General features: G+C 65.0%; 20 protein-coding genes. 8 read left to right on the forward strand and 12 right to left on the reverse strand.

Annotated elements, in window-relative coordinates; all coding sequences use genetic code 11:
• Positions 1–73 precede the first annotated feature (73 nt).
• Together JQ616_RS00965 and JQ616_RS00970 are read right to left on the reverse strand one after the other, a co-directional pair.
• Positions 74–883 carry a transglutaminase-like domain-containing protein gene (locus tag JQ616_RS00965; RefSeq protein ID WP_212011540.1) on the reverse strand — a complete coding sequence of 270 codons (810 nt, stop codon included), beginning with the start codon at positions 881–883 and terminating at the stop codon, positions 74–76.
• Positions 884–885: 2 nt separating this feature from the next.
• Positions 886–1,788, reverse strand: coding sequence for a transglutaminase family protein (locus tag JQ616_RS00970; RefSeq protein WP_212011541.1), 903 nt, complete (start codon positions 1,786–1,788; stop codon positions 886–888).
• 104 nt (positions 1,789–1,892) lie between these two features.
• Here JQ616_RS00970 and JQ616_RS00975 point away from each other — a divergent pair, with 104 nt between their 5' ends.
• Positions 1,893–2,690 (forward strand): N-formylglutamate amidohydrolase, encoded by a 798-nt coding sequence (locus JQ616_RS00975; protein ID WP_212011542.1) that lies wholly within the window; start codon positions 1,893–1,895, stop codon positions 2,688–2,690.
• Positions 2,691–2,715: 25 nt separating this feature from the next.
• Here JQ616_RS00975 and JQ616_RS00980 read toward each other — a convergent pair whose 3' ends face one another.
• The 4 genes from JQ616_RS00980 to JQ616_RS00995 all read right to left on the reverse strand — a co-directional run bounded on the left by JQ616_RS00980 (position 2,716) and on the right by JQ616_RS00995 (position 4,700).
• On the reverse strand, positions 2,716–2,898 hold the full coding sequence (locus tag JQ616_RS00980; RefSeq protein ID WP_212011543.1) for a hypothetical protein: 183 nt from the start codon (positions 2,896–2,898) through the stop codon (positions 2,716–2,718).
• 7 nt (positions 2,899–2,905) lie between these two features.
• A complete protein-coding gene (locus JQ616_RS00985; protein WP_433995939.1) occupies positions 2,906–4,063 on the reverse strand; it encodes a PepSY-associated TM helix domain-containing protein in 1,158 nt (385 codons plus the stop codon).
• A gap of 226 nt (positions 4,064–4,289) precedes the next feature.
• Positions 4,290–4,457: a hypothetical protein gene (locus tag JQ616_RS00990; RefSeq protein ID WP_212011545.1), complete on the reverse strand. Its 168-nt coding sequence runs from the start codon at positions 4,455–4,457 to the stop codon at positions 4,290–4,292.
• Positions 4,458–4,466: 9 nt separating this feature from the next.
• Positions 4,467–4,700 carry a DUF6894 family protein gene (locus JQ616_RS00995; RefSeq protein WP_212011546.1) on the reverse strand — a complete coding sequence of 78 codons (234 nt, stop codon included), beginning with the start codon at positions 4,698–4,700 and terminating at the stop codon, positions 4,467–4,469.
• Between the two features lie 160 nt (positions 4,701–4,860).
• Between JQ616_RS00995 and JQ616_RS01000 the strand changes: the two genes are divergently transcribed.
• Genes JQ616_RS01000 through JQ616_RS01010 form a run of 3 tightly spaced genes read left to right on the forward strand, consistent with a single transcriptional unit; the run spans position 4,861 to position 9,145 of the window.
• Positions 4,861–5,547: a TetR/AcrR family transcriptional regulator gene (locus tag JQ616_RS01000; RefSeq protein WP_212011548.1), complete on the forward strand. Its 687-nt coding sequence runs from the start codon at positions 4,861–4,863 to the stop codon at positions 5,545–5,547.
• Positions 5,544–8,225: a molybdopterin-dependent oxidoreductase gene (locus tag JQ616_RS01005; protein ID WP_212011550.1), complete on the forward strand. Its 2,682-nt coding sequence runs from the start codon at positions 5,544–5,546 to the stop codon at positions 8,223–8,225. The genes JQ616_RS01000 and JQ616_RS01005 overlap by 4 nt, the downstream gene beginning before the upstream one ends.
• A complete protein-coding gene (locus JQ616_RS01010; protein ID WP_212011552.1) occupies positions 8,222–9,145 on the forward strand; it encodes an FAD binding domain-containing protein in 924 nt (307 codons plus the stop codon). The genes JQ616_RS01005 and JQ616_RS01010 overlap by 4 nt, the downstream gene beginning before the upstream one ends.
• A 26-nt stretch (positions 9,146–9,171) precedes the next feature.
• Here the strand turns inward: JQ616_RS01010 and JQ616_RS01015 are convergent, their stop codons facing one another.
• The 3 genes from JQ616_RS01015 to JQ616_RS01025 all read right to left on the reverse strand — a co-directional run bounded on the left by JQ616_RS01015 (position 9,172) and on the right by JQ616_RS01025 (position 12,002).
• Positions 9,172–9,789, reverse strand: coding sequence for a LysE family translocator (locus tag JQ616_RS01015; RefSeq protein ID WP_050426284.1), 618 nt, complete (start codon positions 9,787–9,789; stop codon positions 9,172–9,174).
• A 226-nt stretch (positions 9,790–10,015) separates the two neighbouring features.
• A complete protein-coding gene (locus JQ616_RS01020; RefSeq protein ID WP_212011554.1) occupies positions 10,016–10,549 on the reverse strand; it encodes a hypothetical protein in 534 nt (177 codons plus the stop codon).
• A 7-nt stretch (positions 10,550–10,556) separates the two neighbouring features.
• On the reverse strand, positions 10,557–12,002 hold the full coding sequence (locus JQ616_RS01025; RefSeq protein ID WP_212011556.1) for an LVIVD repeat-containing protein: 1,446 nt from the start codon (positions 12,000–12,002) through the stop codon (positions 10,557–10,559).
• A 120-nt stretch (positions 12,003–12,122) separates the two neighbouring features.
• Between JQ616_RS01025 and JQ616_RS01030 the strand changes: the two genes are divergently transcribed.
• Genes JQ616_RS01030 through JQ616_RS01045 form a run of 4 tightly spaced genes read left to right on the forward strand, consistent with a single transcriptional unit; the run spans position 12,123 to position 13,902 of the window.
• Positions 12,123–12,437 (forward strand): ArsR/SmtB family transcription factor, encoded by a 315-nt coding sequence (locus JQ616_RS01030; RefSeq protein WP_212011557.1) that lies wholly within the window; start codon positions 12,123–12,125, stop codon positions 12,435–12,437.
• Complete coding sequence (locus JQ616_RS01035) at positions 12,430–12,894, forward strand: SRPBCC family protein (RefSeq protein ID WP_212011559.1); 465 nt, start codon at positions 12,430–12,432, stop codon at positions 12,892–12,894. Before JQ616_RS01030 ends, JQ616_RS01035 begins: the two co-directional genes overlap by 8 nt.
• Positions 12,887–13,354, forward strand: coding sequence for an SRPBCC family protein (locus tag JQ616_RS01040; protein WP_212011561.1), 468 nt, complete (start codon positions 12,887–12,889; stop codon positions 13,352–13,354). The genes JQ616_RS01035 and JQ616_RS01040 overlap by 8 nt, the downstream gene beginning before the upstream one ends.
• Positions 13,355–13,386: 32 nt before the next feature.
• A complete protein-coding gene (locus tag JQ616_RS01045; RefSeq protein ID WP_212011563.1) occupies positions 13,387–13,902 on the forward strand; it encodes an SRPBCC family protein in 516 nt (171 codons plus the stop codon).
• A gap of 212 nt (positions 13,903–14,114) precedes the next feature.
• On the opposite strand, the gene JQ616_RS01050 is transcribed toward JQ616_RS01045, so the two are convergent.
• From JQ616_RS01050 to JQ616_RS01060, 3 genes are all read right to left on the reverse strand, one after another.
• Entirely contained in the window at positions 14,115–14,549 is a 435-nt protein-coding gene (locus JQ616_RS01050) for a hypothetical protein (RefSeq protein ID WP_212011565.1), read from the reverse strand.
• Between the two features lie 3 nt (positions 14,550–14,552).
• Positions 14,553–14,906 carry a nuclear transport factor 2 family protein gene (locus tag JQ616_RS01055; protein WP_249136307.1) on the reverse strand — a complete coding sequence of 118 codons (354 nt, stop codon included), beginning with the start codon at positions 14,904–14,906 and terminating at the stop codon, positions 14,553–14,555.
• A 94-nt stretch (positions 14,907–15,000) separates the two neighbouring features.
• The gene (locus JQ616_RS01060; RefSeq protein WP_212011569.1) at positions 15,001–15,471 is read right to left on the reverse strand and encodes a MarR family winged helix-turn-helix transcriptional regulator; all 471 of its coding nucleotides are present in this window, start codon (positions 15,469–15,471) and stop codon (positions 15,001–15,003) included.
• Positions 15,472–15,482 lie beyond the last annotated feature (11 nt).

The raw sequence follows: 15,482 nt of genomic DNA on the forward strand, positions 1-15,482 counted from the left end.
ACGAAGCAATCCATGCCGCCACGAAGATGGATTGCTTCGTCGCTTGCACGCCTCGCAATGACGAGGGACCAGTTCAGGCCACCACCTCATCCGTCACCACGACGAACTTCGCCAGCGTCATGCGGCCAAAACTCGTGGTGAGGGCGACATCGGCGGCGTCGCGGCCGGTCGCCATCAGGATACGGCCGATCCGCGGCACATTGTGGCGGGCATCGAAGGTGTACCACTGGCCCGACAGATAGACCTCGAACCAGCCGGAAAAATCCATCGGCGCGGGATCCAGCGGCACGCCGATGTCCCCGAGATAGCCGGTGCAGTAGCGCGCCGGAATGCCCATACAGCGGCAGAAGGTGAGCGCCAGATGCGCGAAGTCGCGGCAGACGCCGGCGCGGCTTTCATAGACGTCATGCGCCGACTTCATGTGATGGGCATGCTGATAGCCGAACGTCACGTGGTGATGCACGAAATCGGTGATCGCCTGCACCCGCGCCCAACCGGGCTGCGTGTTGCCGAACAGCGACCAGGCGATGTCGGTCAGCTTGTCGGTCTCGCAATAGCGGCTCGGCATCAGATAGAGCAGCATGTCATCGGGCAATTGCTCGACCGGCAGCTGCTGCGCCGCTTGGTTGACGATGTCAGGCAATCCGGAATCGCGCACCAGCGCGCTGCCGCGAAAGGTGACGCCGCCGGCGGGAGCGACCAGACGGCCGCAGACATTGCCGAAGCCGTCGCGATAAAGCCCGATCGAAACATCCGGCTCGGTCGAAATGCGCTCGGTGCCGACGATGTCGGCGTAGCGCGACGGATGGATCGACAACATGATCACCATCGGGGTCGGCTGCGCCGCCGTGTAGGTGATCTCGAAGCCGACCTTGATCTGCATCGTCAGGCCGTCTCCTGCTCCGCCACGCTCTCGCCGACCGAGACGACCTTGATGTCGACATCCATCGCAAGAAAAGCGTCCGCAGCGCCGAGATAGACGCCATGCAGCGGGACCGCCTGGCGCGGATCGCGCGCCACCGCGACGCGGATCAGGTCGCGGGTGCCGACGATGCCGTTGGTCGGATCGAACTCGATCCAGCCTGCGCTCGGCAGATAGACCTGCACCCAGGCGTGGGTCGAGCCGCCGCCGACATAGCCGTGCGCGCTGCCGGGAGGCATCGCGAGATAGCCGGAGACGAAGCGCGCGGCGATGCCGAGCCGGCGCAGCGCCTCGATCATGAACAGCGCATAGTCGCGGCAGGTCCCGGACTTCGTGCGCAGCGTGTCGAGCGGATGCTGGGTGCCCTGCTCGTAACGCTTGCGATAGCTGAACGCCTCGCGAATGCCATGGGTCATGTCGCTGAGGATCTTGAACGTCAGCGTCGGCGCCTCGACATCGAGGAACCGCCGCGCCCAGGCCGACAGCTCGCCGTTCGGGTCGCCATATTGCGGCGTGATGAACTGCTGCAGATCGGGGAATTCCTCATCGTCGTAGAGGAACGGATAGAAGTACGCGGGGTCGTCCGGCGTCAGCGCGAACGTATCGGCCGGATTGTGCTCCACCGTTGCGGTCGAGACAAAGGACAGCGTGTCGGCGCGCTCGTCGAAGGACGCGATCGCCACGCTGTTGCCGAACACGTCATGGATCCAGCGCAGCGACATCGGTTTCGGATCGATCACAAGCGCGCTGTCGAGCACGCGCAGATCATGGCCGTCGCGGGGGCGCAGCATGATGCGGTGTTCGCCGAACGCCACCGGGCGCGCGTAGCGATAAACGGTCTTGTGATGGATAGTCAGGAGCGGCATCTTCAAACAATCATCGTGATTTCGGACGGTATAATCTATAGAGAAAGCTGCTCGATTCCAAACCAGCATGCCGCTTGAATAGGCAAAGTTGAGGAAAAAGGCCCTTGAATTACGGTGGCGGTCCATCGTTTCTGCTCGCAAGCACCGATGTTTCACCGGTTCTTGAACGTAATGCGGCCGGCCGCTCGCCGTTCCTGTTCACCTGCGATCACTACGGCAGGCTGATTCCCTCCCCGCTCGGCGATCTCGGCCTGCCCGAAACCGAGTTGGTCCGGCACATCGCCTGGGACATCGGCATCGCCGGCGTCGCAACTCAGCTCTCCGACCTGCTCGGCGCTCATCTGATCGCGCAGCGCTACTCGCGACTCGTGATCGACTGCAACCGTCCGCCACATGTCGCAAGCTCGGTGCCGCTGATCAGCGAAGCCACCACGGTGCCCGGCAATGAAGGCCTGTCGCGCGAGGCCGCCGAGTTGCGCCGCGCGCAGATCTTCGATCCCTATCACCGGCGCATCGACGAGATCATCGACGAGCGTTCGCACCAGGGCATGCCGACGGTGCTGGTGTCGCTGCACAGCTTCACGCCGGTTTATGCCGGCATCGCGCGGCCCTGGCACATCGGCACGCTGTATCACCACGACAAGGCGCTGCCGCCGCTGCTGCTGAAGCATCTGCGCAGCGAGGGCGATCTCGTGGTCGGCGACAACGAGCCCTATGCGGTCAGCGACGAGACCGACTACACCATCCCGGTGCACGGCGAAAAGCGCGGCTTGATGAATTCGGGCATCGAGATCCGCCAGGACCTGATCTCCGACCAGGCCGGCGAAACCGCATGGGCCGAACGGCTGGCGCGCATCCTCGGCGAGATCGAGACCACGCTGCGCGCGGAAGCTTTGATCTAGCGCAGCGGCAATGAGGCGAGCCGGATCAATTCGGCCGGCGCCGCCAGATGAACACGAGATAGAGCAGCACCGGCAGGCCGAGCGCCACCCAGGAGACGGCGTCCCACCAGCCGTCGCCGACCAGCGCGCTGATCAATCCCACCGTGCTCACGATCGCGATCACGAGCGGAGCGGCGAAGATCTCTGTCAATGAGCGATGTGCGACCATGCCGATGTCACGACGTGAGTGCGGGGCTGTCGATGGCGGCGGCGTTGGCGATGGCGCGCTCCTGGCTGACGCCCGCTTTGCGCCGGCGCATCCATAAGTACACGCCAGTCACCAGGATGAAGATCGTCAGGATGTCGAGCAGCGCCCAGACGATCTTCAGCGGCATGCCGCCGTAATCGCCGAAGTGCAGCGGCTGCGAAATATACAGCGTCGACACATACCAGGGCATATCGCGGCTGTCGGTCAGCGCGCCGGTTTCGGCATCGATCAGCGCAGGCTTCAGCAACCGCGAGGTCAGCGGCGTATCGCCGTGCAGGAACACCGCATAGTGGCTCTTGCTGCTGAACAGCGTTCCCGGGAAGGCGACGAAGCTCGGCGTCATGCCGGGCACCGCGTGCCGCGCCACCTCGACTGCGCCGTTCAGCGAGGTCAGCTTCGAGGGCACCGGCCGGTCCTTGTACTGCGCGGTCATTTCGGCGAGCTGGCCGAATTGCCACATCTTGAGCACGAGGTCGGCCCAGGTGTTGATGACGCCGGTGAAGCCGACCACCAGCGTCCAGGCAACCAGTAGGATGCCGGCGAGATTATGCACGTCGAGCCAGCGCACGACGCGGGTTCGCTTCGCGCGGTAGGCGCCGAAGCGCAGCTTCCGCATCGACGGCGCATAGACCACGATGCCGGAAATGATCGCGACACAGAACAGGATCCCCATGAAGCCGAGGAACAGCTTGCCCGGGAGGCCTGCGAACATGTCGGTGTGCAGCTTCAGCATGATGTAGGTGAAGCGGCCGGTCACGTCGGGCGAATCGAGATAGGCGCCGCTATGGGTATCCATCCGGATCAGGCGGTTGTTGGTCGGATCGGCGTCGATCGTCGGGCCGACGCTGACCCAGATCGCGCCGGGTTCGTCACGATCCCAGATCAGGAAGTGCGGCACCTTGCCCGGCGCCTGCGCCAGCGCGTTGGCGAGCAGATGGTCGAGATTAGCCGGTGGCGTACCGGCCGGCGCCTCGGCCGGCTTGACCGAACTGTGCAGGAGATCGTCGATCTCGTCGTGGAAGATCAGCGGCAGGCCGGTGATGCACAACAGCAGCATGAACAAAGTGCAGATCAGGCTGGTCCATTTGTGGACGGCGCCCCATCGCCGCAGGGATTTGGTCGTCACAGTCAACTTCGCTACCTGAATTCCAGAGTCTCCATCGTTGCCGTCACTAACACGATGAAAGATGCGCGCAGCCGCGCGGCGATTAGAACTCGTCCAGTGTTGGACGTATCGTTGTGCGTGTTGCGATCACGCAACGAGAACTGCGGGGAACTGCGACGATGCGTCTCGGCTGTCAGCGCGATTTCTTAGGAGCGTTCTAAGTCGAATCGACGCGATCGGGTCTGCGTCAACCAGCCAGCGCAGCCTGAACGGGATGCTTCGCATGCCATTTCGGCCCCGGCCCGCGCATGTAGTGCAGCTCGGGCCGGTAGGGATCGCGAACTCGCGCGATCAAATTCCGCCAGCCGGTCGTGATCGCATTCATGCCGCGGCGAAGAGATGACAATGACGGCATGGCTCGCTCTCAGTGCGGTTTGCCGAGAACGAATGCAAACGGCAGGATCACGATCTCCTCGCCGTCCTCGTCGCTGACATGCACGGCCCAATCGCGCCAATCTTCCAGACTGTCGGTCGCAACCAGCGAGCGCATCATGGAGGTCGCCGCCTCGCAGGCCTCGGAGAGGCTGGCCACCGACGTGCCGCGGCGATCCATCAACACGCCGCGCGTATTCGAGCAATGGAAATAGACCTGTGTCATGTCCGTATCCTCGCAAGCGCCGGGCGATCGGGCTCGCCCTTGCATGACGAAGCTTTACGCAGCCGGCGCGCGGCCATCCGTGACGCGGTTCACACAGGCTCAGGCCCAGCCTCACCAAATCGCGATTTGACAGTTCTCCTAGAACTGTCAAAATCGTCAAATGGGACCGAAAACCCGCATTCTCGACGCCACCATGCTGGTTTTCCGCCGGCACGGCTTTCGCCGCTCCTCGATCGAGCAGGTCGCCGAAGCGGCCGGCCTGACGCGGCAGGCGCTCTATCACCATTTCGAATCCAAGGAGGCGCTGTTCCGCGCCGTGATCGAACGCGTGCATGAGAGCGCCATCGCGGCCGAGGAGACTGCCGTTGCCGAGGCCGAGACGGCTGGCGGCAATCTCGGCGACATTCTCGCCGCGGGCATGACCGCGCGGATGTCGACCATGATCGCCTCGCTGGACGGCTCGCCGCATCTCGAGGAATTGTATTCCGAGCACCTCGTGCACGCGCGCGACCTCTATCAGACCTATGCCGCGCGCTATGCGGAGCGCATGGTCGCGACGATCAGCCGGATCGTACGCAAGCAGCAGCTCGCGCTGCCGCAGGACCTGTCGCCGGTCGAATTCGCGCGGCTGGTCGAGATGTCGATGTACGCCGCGAAGTCGCAATATCCGGCGATGCAGCCGGCCGATGCGTTCCTGAAGGACATGACGATCATGGTGCGGACGCTCTGCGCCGGCGCCATGTCGAAATCCGAGACGAAATCCTCGTCGAAATCACAACAGCTGCCCGCCAAGAAGGCGGCAATCCCGAAAAAGCCGACACGCAGGACAACTGGAGGACAGTCATGACCACGACGACCGTCAACGGCCGCGTCGAATCCCTGCCCGATGATCCCGACGCGCTCCTGATCGACATCGTGCGCGACCAGCTCAAACTCACCGGCACCAAGCTGGTGTGCGGCGCCGGCGTCTGCGGCGCCTGCACGGTGCTGGTCGACGGCACGCCGGTCGCAAGCTGCCTGATGCCGGCGCAGGCCGCCGCCGGCAAGGCGGTGACGACGGTGGAAGGCATCGGCGCCACGAGGCTGCATCCGGTGCAGAAGGCGTTCATGGCGCATGACGCGCTGCAATGCGGCTTCTGCACGCCGGGCTTCATCGTGGAGGCGACCGCGTTCTGCGATCAATGGCGCGCGACCAGGGGCACGGCCGTGCCGTCGCGCGAGGAGATCGGCGCGGCGCTGTCGGGCCATCTCTGCCGCTGCGGCGCCTATGACGGGATCTTCCGCGCGGTGGCGGACGCCTGCGCCGGCCGTTTCGACGGCGACAATGTCGCGGCACCCCGCATCGAGGCGCGCGACAAGGTGACGGGCGCGGCAAAATACACCGTCGACATCAATCACGATGGCCAACTCGAAGGCCTGATCCTGCGTTCGCGCGAGGCGCATGCGCGCATCGCCGCGCTCGATCTCGCCCCGGCGCGGGCGCTACCCGGCGTCACCGCGGTGTCGTTGCTCGGCGACGACAAGATCGTGCGCTATGTCGGCGAGCCGATCGCGGCGGTCGCAGCGAACGATCGCAAGGCAGCGCTGGCCGCGCTCGCCGCGATCAAGCTGACCTATGAGAAACTGCCCGCAGTGGTCGGGCTCGACGCCGGACGCAAGGACGGCGCGCCCGTCGTGTTCGACAAAGCGAGCCGCAAGCGCGCCGGCAACGTCTCGGAAGCGGCCGGCGGACCGGCGCCATGGAAGCAGAACATTCGCGGCCCGACCGCGGTGTTCTCGACCCGCGCCAAGAAGGCCCGCAGCTGGGTGGATGAGGCGCGCCAAGCGAGCAACAAGCTGCTGATCGAAGCCACCTTCCGCACCGCCACGCAGCAGCATGCGTGTCTCGAGCCGCACGCCGCGGTGGCGCGCTTCGACGGCGACCGGCTGACCTTGCACGCCTCGACCCAGCAGGTGTTTCATCTCAAGGAGCAGATCGCAAAACGCTACAAGCTCGCTCACGACAAGGTCCGCGTCATCGCCGATCATGTCGGCGGCGGCTTCGGCTCGAAGGCGAGCCTGGGCACCGAGACGATCGCCGCGATCGAGCTGGCGCGCGAGGCCAAGGCGCCGGTGCGCGTCGCCTACGATCGGCAGGAGGAGCTCTCGGTCGCCGGCTATCGGCCGGCCGCGGAGTTGAAAGTTGCGCTGCTGCCGTCAGACCAGGGCGGCTTGAAAGCGCTCTCCGTCACCGCGCACGCCGATACGGGGGCCGCGACCAACTCGACGATCGCGGGCCTGGCGCGGCTGATCTATCCGGCCGAGGCGAAGGACCTTTCGGATTTCGACGTCATCAGCAATCTGCCGCCCGGCGCGGCGTTCCGCGGCCCCGGCGGTCCGCCGATGGCGTTCGCGGTGGAGCAATCGATCGACGAGGCCGCGCTGCGGCTCAAGGTCGATCCGATCGCGTTGCGCAAGCGCTGGGATCCCGATCCCAACCGCCAGCGGCTCTACGACTGGGCATCCGGGCTCGAGATCTGGCGCAATCGCAAACCACAGCAGACCGGCCGCTATCGCCGCGGCATCGGGATGGCGACGGGTTACTGGCTCTATCTCTGGCAGCCCAATGTGAAGGTCGAGATTGCGGTCAAGGGCGGCCGCATCGTCGCCAGCACCGCGACGCAGGACATCGGCACCGGTACCCGCAGCATCCTCGCCGACACCATCGCGCGCGAATTCGATCTCGAACCTTCTGACATCGATGTGCGGATCGGCGATTCGTCGCTACCCGAAGGACCCGGCTCCGGCGGCAGCCGCGTCACCGCCTCGGTGATGCCGCCGACCTTGCAGGCGGTGCGGAAACTGAAGGCCGCGATCCTCGAACAGGCGACACGCAAGCCTGCGCCCGGCTCGAACGCGCCGTGGCGCGAGCTGATCGCGCGCTCGCCCGACATCGCGGTGACGGAGGCGCGCGGCGAGGACGGCAAGAATACCGCGCCCGGCATTCGCTCGCCGCTGCGCGAAGTCGGCCTGATGGGCATGGTGTTCGGCTGGATGATGCGGCGTTTCTCCAACATCGCGGTCGGCGCCGGCGTGCCGAGCTCGGTGCAGGTGATCGAGGTGGAGGTCGACACCTGGCTCGGCCATGTCCGCGTGCTCAACGTGCATACCGGCATCGCGGTCGGAAAGATCGCGTCGCCCGCGCTGGCACGCAGCCAGGCCTGCGGCGCGGTGATCCAGGGTCTCGGCTACGCGCTCTATGAGGCGCGCGAGCTCGATCCGCACAGCGGCGACATTCTCACCGCCGGCATGGAGGATTATCGCATCCCTGGGATCGCCGACACGCCCGAGATCGACGTGCATTTCGACGAAGCCGGCTTCGACCATGTGCTCGGCAACAGCGTCGGCATCGGCGAAGCATCGACGGTGCCGACCTCGGCCGCCGTCGCCAACGCGATCTACAATGCGATCGGCGTCCGCCTCACCGAGATTCCAATCCGGCCCGACCGTATCGTCGCCGCGCTGAAAGGGAGGGTTGCTGCATGAGCGCCGCAACTGCATTGGCAATGTCCGCGCCCGAATTCCGTGCCGCCGGCACCGACCTGTCGGAGCGCCGCCGCAGCGGCCTGTCGTGCGGCGCGGTCCTCGACCTCACCGCCAGTCCCGATACGATCGGGATCGCCTGGGGCGCGGACGGCGCGGCGCGCATCGGTGCGCTGACCGCAATCGCTGCGATCGCATCCGACACGCGGCTCGCACAAGCCTATCCCGGCATCGCCGCAAGTGCGCAGGGCCTCGCCACGCCTCAGATCCGGCACATGGCGACACTCGGCGGCAACCTCGCCCAGCGTTCGCGCTGCTGGTATTTCCGCAATCCGCAGATCGCCTGTCTCAAGAAGGGCGGCTCGGACTGTCCGGCACGATCCGGCAATCACCTCTATCACGTCGCGTTCGATCTCGGCCCGTGCGTGGCGCCGCATCCATCGACGATGGCGATGGCGCTCTTGGCCTATGATGCGAAGGTCACCACCGACCGGCGCAGCGGATTATCGATCACCGACCTGCTCGGCGACGGCAGCAACGGCACCGTCGACAATCTGCTCGCAGCGGGCGAGCGGATCGAACGGATCGAGCTTCCCGCTCCGTTGACCGGCGAGCGCGCGCTCTACAAGCGCGCGATCAGCCGCTCCTATGCGGAATGGCCGCTGGTCGAGGTCTGCGTGCGGGCCGTGATAGCGGGCGGCGTGTTTCAGGAGGTCCATCTCACCGCGGGCGGCATCGCGCCGGTGCCGCTGCGTCTCACCGCCAGTAAGGCGGCGCTGCAGGGGAAACCGGCTAATGCGGCCAGCGCTGCGCAAGCTGCCGAGCTTGCGATATCGGGAGCCAAGCCGCTGCCGATGACCGGCTACAAGCTCGAGCTGCTGACGGGCCTGGTGCGCGACGTCGTCGAGCGGATCGCAGTGTAGCGCTGGCGACCGTTTCGGCGCCGGGCTCACCGCGCCCGGGTCAGCGCCAGCCAGATGCCGCCGCCGATCATGAAGCCGCCCGAGATGCGCGACATCAGCCGCGTCCGCTCCTTGGAGAAGAATTTGCGGGCACGGCCGGCCGCCAGTGCGTAGGCGGCGTCGGTCAGCACCGCGGTCGCCATGAAGGTGACGCCGAGCAGCGCCACCTGCGGCAAATGCGGCTTGTCCATGTCCATGAACTGCGGAATGAAGGCGCCGAAGAACACCAGCACCTTCGGGTTCGAGAGCAGCACCAGAAAGCCCTGCAGGAAGAACCCACCGCGCGGCGGCGGTGGCTTGTCGTCGGTGCCGACGCCTTCGACCGGCGAGCGGATCAGCTTGATGCCGAGCCAGACCAGATAGGCGGCGCCGGCGAAGCGCACCCAGTTGAACCAATAACCCATGGTGGCCATCAACGAGGTCAGGCCGACCGCGACGATGCCGATCACGATCGCAAGCCCGACCTGGGCGCCCAGCACATTGGTCAGCGCGGCGCGCGTGCCGTAGCGCAGCCCGTTGGCGATCACCATCGTGACGATCGGACCGGGCAACAGCGCCAGCGCGATGCAGGCGGCGACGAAGGCGAAATAGGCTTGCAGGGACATGGGGGGCTCTTCTGTTCTTTGCCAACATTATGCATGCGGACGATGTCGATGGAAGCGGCCCGATCACTCCCTCTCCCCGTCCTTCACGGGGAGAGGGCTGGGGTGAGGGGCTCTCTCCGCCAGGCGGTGCGAGTCGTTGGACCAGTACCCCCTCACCCGGATCGTATCTTGCGATGCGATCCGACCTCTCCCCGCAAGCGGGGCGAGGTGAACAAGAGCGCGACGCTCAACGGCCTTCCATCGCCGCCGCCATCCACGTTCTGATCTCTCGTCCCTCCAGAAACTTCAGTGTCGCTTGTTGGACCCGCGCAGCATCTCCCCCGCCCCGCGCTGCCACCGCCATCAGATCGCAACGGTGCGACACCGCGATGCCGATCGCAGTGCGCTTCCCATCAAGATCATAGGCCCTGATCCGTCCGTGCATGTCGGCGACCTCGACCACTTCGCCCGCCCTTAGCGCCACGAAGCGCGGGCTGATCATGTCGACATCGGCAACGCGGTCGACTTCGTCGTCATCGGCGACGCCGCTGTCGCAATTGCAGAAGCCGAGCTTCGGCCGTGCGTAGACCTCGACGTCTGTACCGCACTCTGCGGCGCCGCAGCGAAAGGCGCGGCCGGCAGGCCAGCCGTCGCGCGGGAACGGCCAGGCGATCTCGTGCCACTGAGCTCCCCTCGGCGGCGCCATCTCGTAGCCGGCCACGGCCGAGAGGCCGCCGAGCGCCAGTAACATCGTTGCGATGACCGGCCACGCGCGCATCATCAAGCCCTCACGGCAAACCGGCGACGGCGCGCGCCGCGCCGGTCAGTTCGAGGATATGCAGGCCGGTGTTGGCGCGGTCGACCGCATAGATGTAGCCGCGATCGTCGGTCTCGACATTGTTGGTCTGGATCGCGACCTTGCAACGGTCACGGCCGTCGATGGTGACGCAGCGCTTGTCGGTCGCCGCCGTGATGGAGGGAATGAAGTAGCCGACTTCCCTGGGATGATAGGGATCGCGGATGTCGAGCGCGCGGACCCCGGCGTTAAAGAAGGCGATGAAAGCCATCTTCTTGTAGTAGACCGGCGCCATGCTCTCGTTCGACGAATGCGAGCCGAACCGGCCGCCGCGCTCGCAGAAACGGCCGGAGGCCTCCGGCACCGTATAGCTCGAGATCAACATCGGCCGCGCCTCGGTGGTAACGTCGGCGAACCACACCATCTGCCGCGCCTCGCCGCATTCGTTCTGGATCGCCTCGTCGACGATCATCACGATGTCGCGGGTCTTGCCATCCTTGTCATGGGCGAATTCCGCGATCGGCATGCCGGGCATCGGAAACACCGTGTGCGCGCCGTTCAGCGCCGACAGCGGCATTCGCGCGATCTCGGGGTATTTCAGATTGTCCGGCGTCGGCTCTCTCGGCCCGTTGAGCAGTTTGTCGCGGTCGACGATCTGCAGGAAGCCGCCTTTGTCGGTGCCGTAGCCAAAGTAGACGCGATTGCCCTGCGGTCCGGTCGAGATCGGCCCGTGCAATTCGGTCGGCACCGCGCCGGTCGCGCCCGGCTCCTGCCCCGGCAGCCCGAAATCCCTGATCTTCACCGGATGCGCGGGATCGGAGAGATCGTAGATTTGCGTCATGCGCCGCGTGCGCCAGTCCGGCGCGCCCGACACCAGGTAAGCAATGCCGGTGCCGCATTCCCAGAAACTCTTGTGCGTGTCCTTCAGGCCCTCGCCAATGTGGGTCACGAGAACAGGATTGGCAGGATCGGCGACATTCCAGATTTCATGCCCCTCGGTACCAACCGCGCGCAGCATGTACACCGCGTTCCGATCGCCCTTCGGCAAATCCTTGCCGTCGCAGATCCGTACCATCTGCGCGCCGCCGGATTCATATTTGCCCTCCTGTCCGGGAATGTGCCGCAGATATCTGGGATGCGCGGGATCGGTGACGTCGACGATCGAGGTGCCGTTCGGCTCGGCCTTTCCGGTCATCGGGTTGACCGGATCGGGAATGTCGTCGGTGCCGCCGTGATGGCCGATATAGGCGATCCACCTGTTACCCTGATGATGGATGGTCGGCTGATAGGCGCTGCGCGCCTGCAAATCGTTGCTTCCAACCAGCCGCATGTTGGAGGCTTCGGGCGGATCGCCGATCTTCGGCTGCTGCGCGCTCGCAGCATGTGCGAGCAGGACGACAACAACCGTGCAGCAAACCGCCGTAACGCGACCACCCATGCGCACCACCCCGAGTTCCCTGCCAATCTGCGTTGACTGCGCGGGACGCTAGCACGGCGAAACGGCTGCCCAAACACACGCTCTTGACATGCAACCATTTGGTTGCCTATCATCCGACCCATGGATGAAGTCTTCAAAGCCCTCGCGGATGCCTCACGGCGCACGCTGCTTGACCGGCTTCACGAACAGAACGGGCAGACGCTCGGCGAGCTCTGCGACGGCCTCGACATGACGCGTCAGGCCGTCACCAAGCACCTTGTGATTCTCGAGGAGGCCAACCTCGTCACCACGATCAAGCATGGCCGCGAGAAGCTGCACTACCTCAACCCGGTTCCGATCCATCAGATCGGCGAGCGGTGGATCAGGAAGTTCGAGCGCGGGAAACTCGCCGCGCTCAGCGAATTGAAGCGACAGTTGGAGAAGCGTGATGAGTAAACCGGACTACGTCTACGTCACCTATATCGAGACCACGGCCGAGAAGCTGTGGCATGCGCTGACATCGAGCGAGTTCACCGAGCGCTTCTGGTTCGGCTATCGCGTCAGCTCCGACTGGAAAGTCGGCTCGCTCTATCATTTGACCAAGGACGGCCGTCGCAGCGTGCAGGGCGAGGTGCTGATCGCCGATCCACCCAGGAGGCTCGCTTACAGCTGGGACGTCGTGAAGGAAGGCGTCGAGCGCGAGCAGGTTTCGCGCGTGACCTTCGACATCGAACCCCACGGCGGAGTGGTCAAGCTGACCATGACGCACGACAATCTCGGTCCGAAGACACTGCGCGACATCTCCGGCGGCTGGCCGATGGTCATTGCGAGCCTGAAGAGCTTCCTCGAGACCGGGCGCGAACTGCCGGCCGACCTGCTCACCAGCGGTGCGAGGGAGGCTTACCATGCCTAAGCCCGAATTCGTCTACGTCACCTACATCGAGACCACGCCGGAAAAGCTGTGGGATGCACTGACATCAAGCGCATTCACCCGGCAGTACTGGTTCGACACCGAGCTGAAATCGGACTGGAAGGTCGGCTCGCCGCTCGCGCTGGTGATGAGCGGCAAGACCACCGACACCGGCGAGATCCTTGAAGCCGACCGGCCGCGGCGCCTCGCCTACACGTTCAAGCACGAGGCCGACCCTGAAATGCGCAAGGAACCGGCTACCAGGGTCGTGTTCACGCTCCAGCCGTTCGGCAACATCGTGAAGCTGACCGTGACCCATGAGGGCTTCGGCGTCGGCAGCAAGCTGCTCGACGGCATCTGCAAGGGCTGGCCGGCGATCCTGTCCGGGCTCAAGAGCCTGCTCGAAACCGGCAAGGTGGTCGCGATCCCGCCTGCCGCGCTCGGGATCGACGGCTTCGAATGACAATGAAGATCTATCGAAGGATACGTGCGGACATGAACATCGACAAATTCAAACCGGCGATCGTCTACGCGATCTACATCGCCGCGACACCCGACAAGGTTTGGCAGGCCCTGACGAACGCCGAATTCAGCCGGCAGTACTTCTCAGGCAACGCGGTCGAGGTCGACCTCCGGATCGGCGGCGCTTACATCGTGCGCACGCCCGACGGTGCGTTGCACATCTCCGGCGAGGTGATCGAGTGCGATCCCCTGAAGCGGTTGAGCGTCACCTTCAACGTCAACTGGCCGCAGCTGGTCGAAAAGCTCGGCCCGACGCTCGTCACCTGGGAGATCGAGCAGGCCGGCGATGGCGTCAAGCTGACCTTGCTGCAATCGCATGACCGCCCGATCAGCGACGACATCCTGTCCGGCGGCCGCACCGGCTGGCCGGCGATCCTCTCCAGCCTGAAGAGCCTGCTGGAGACCGGCAAGGCCATGGTGATCCCGATGCAGCCGCCGGCGCGCATGCTGGCGGCGCTGAAGGAGTTGGGGATACCGATGCCGGGATGAGGTTTCCCACGCCCTCATATTCGATGCTCCGCTGTCGCCCACACTCCCGTGTCGTCCCTGCGAAAGCAGGGACCCATAACCACCGAACGTCGGGATGGAGCGAGTTGGGGCCACAGCGTCGCACAACAACTACACCCTGTGGTTATGGGTCCCGGGTCGCGCTGCGCTTGCCCGGGACGGCGGGGAGATTGAGCCGAGACGCGCGTGAAGCGCTAAACGAGCAACAGCGCGACGCCGAGATTCGCCACGAACAGGGTCGCGTCGATGACGAAGATCCGGAGCATCGGGCCCTTCAGCACCGGCCAGTAGGCGACTCCGACGCGGCCGCCGCGCATCAGCACCGGCAGATTGTAGGCGAACTGGCTGAAGTGACATGCGGCGAAGAACAGGAACAGCGCGAGCTGCGCCTCGACGGCGTGAAAGAACGGCGGCCTTGCGGCCAGGAAATACAGTGACAGCAGCCCGATCGGCAGATTGATGCCGCCGAGAAACGCGACGCTGGCCGAGAGTGTCGGCGCGATCGGATTGCCGCGCTCCTCGCGCGGGACCAGGATCTTCAGCGTGTTGCGCTGGGCAATGCTGAACTGGACGAAGGCGGCGCCGAACCAGAGCGCGTTGAGCAGCAGAACGAAATCCGAAAATCGCATGGCTTATTTTCCGTAGAATGCTTCGCTGCGCACCACACGGCCGGCGCTATCGAAGTCCATGAACTCGCTGGCGCGCGTGTCGCCCAATTGCCACCACACCGTCAGGCGCGCGATCGTCTCGTCCCAGCTCCAGTTCAGGATCTTGAGGTCCGCGCTTTCGATGCTGCCGTAAGCCTGGCGCCAGTAGGCACGGATATTCTCGGCCCCCGCGACCACAGGGCTATCCGTCAGCTTCAGCGCCAACGGGCTGCGCATCTCCGCATTGTCGGCAAAATGCGCGACGACGGCGTCGATATCGACCTTGCACCAGTTCGCGCACCACGCCTCGACAAAGCGCTCGGCCGCCGCTCGGTCCATGATCTCTCCGCCCATGCGCTCCCCCTCCTCCGCTTGACTACGGCGAAGACTGGCACGGCGAAATTCTCACGTCAACTAAGTTGACATTAGAAGCCTAATTGTTGTCGGCAATCGCTCCCATCACCGCCATCCACGCCGCAGCGCCGGGCGCGCCGACACGATCGAACGCCTCGCGAAGGACCTTGCGCTCGTGGTCGGACGCGCTCTGTTCGATGCGTTGACCTGCTGCGGTCAGGCGCAGCAATTTGGAACGATGCTGCTCGGGCGACCGCTTCGACACCAGCAATTTGCGCTCGAGCAACAGACCAAGCGGCCGATTCAATGCCTGCTTGGAAATGCCGAGCACCTCGATCAGCGCGCCGATCGAGATGTCGGGCCGCCGCGCAACAACATAGAGAATGCGATGGTGCGGGCGCGACAGGCCAAGCGCGGCAAGATATTCATCGGCCGCCAGCGTCATCCCGCGCCAACCGTAATACATCAGCTCCAGCGCCGCATCCAACTCGTTGAGCTTCGTGAGCGAAGCGCGGTGCAGGCCCGGGGCCTGGGTGGCAGTCTTTTGCATTTGCGTATCGT

Source organism: Bradyrhizobium tropiciagri, from assembly GCF_018130545.1.
Lineage (GTDB): Bacteria > Pseudomonadota > Alphaproteobacteria > Rhizobiales > Xanthobacteraceae > Bradyrhizobium > Bradyrhizobium tropiciagri_A.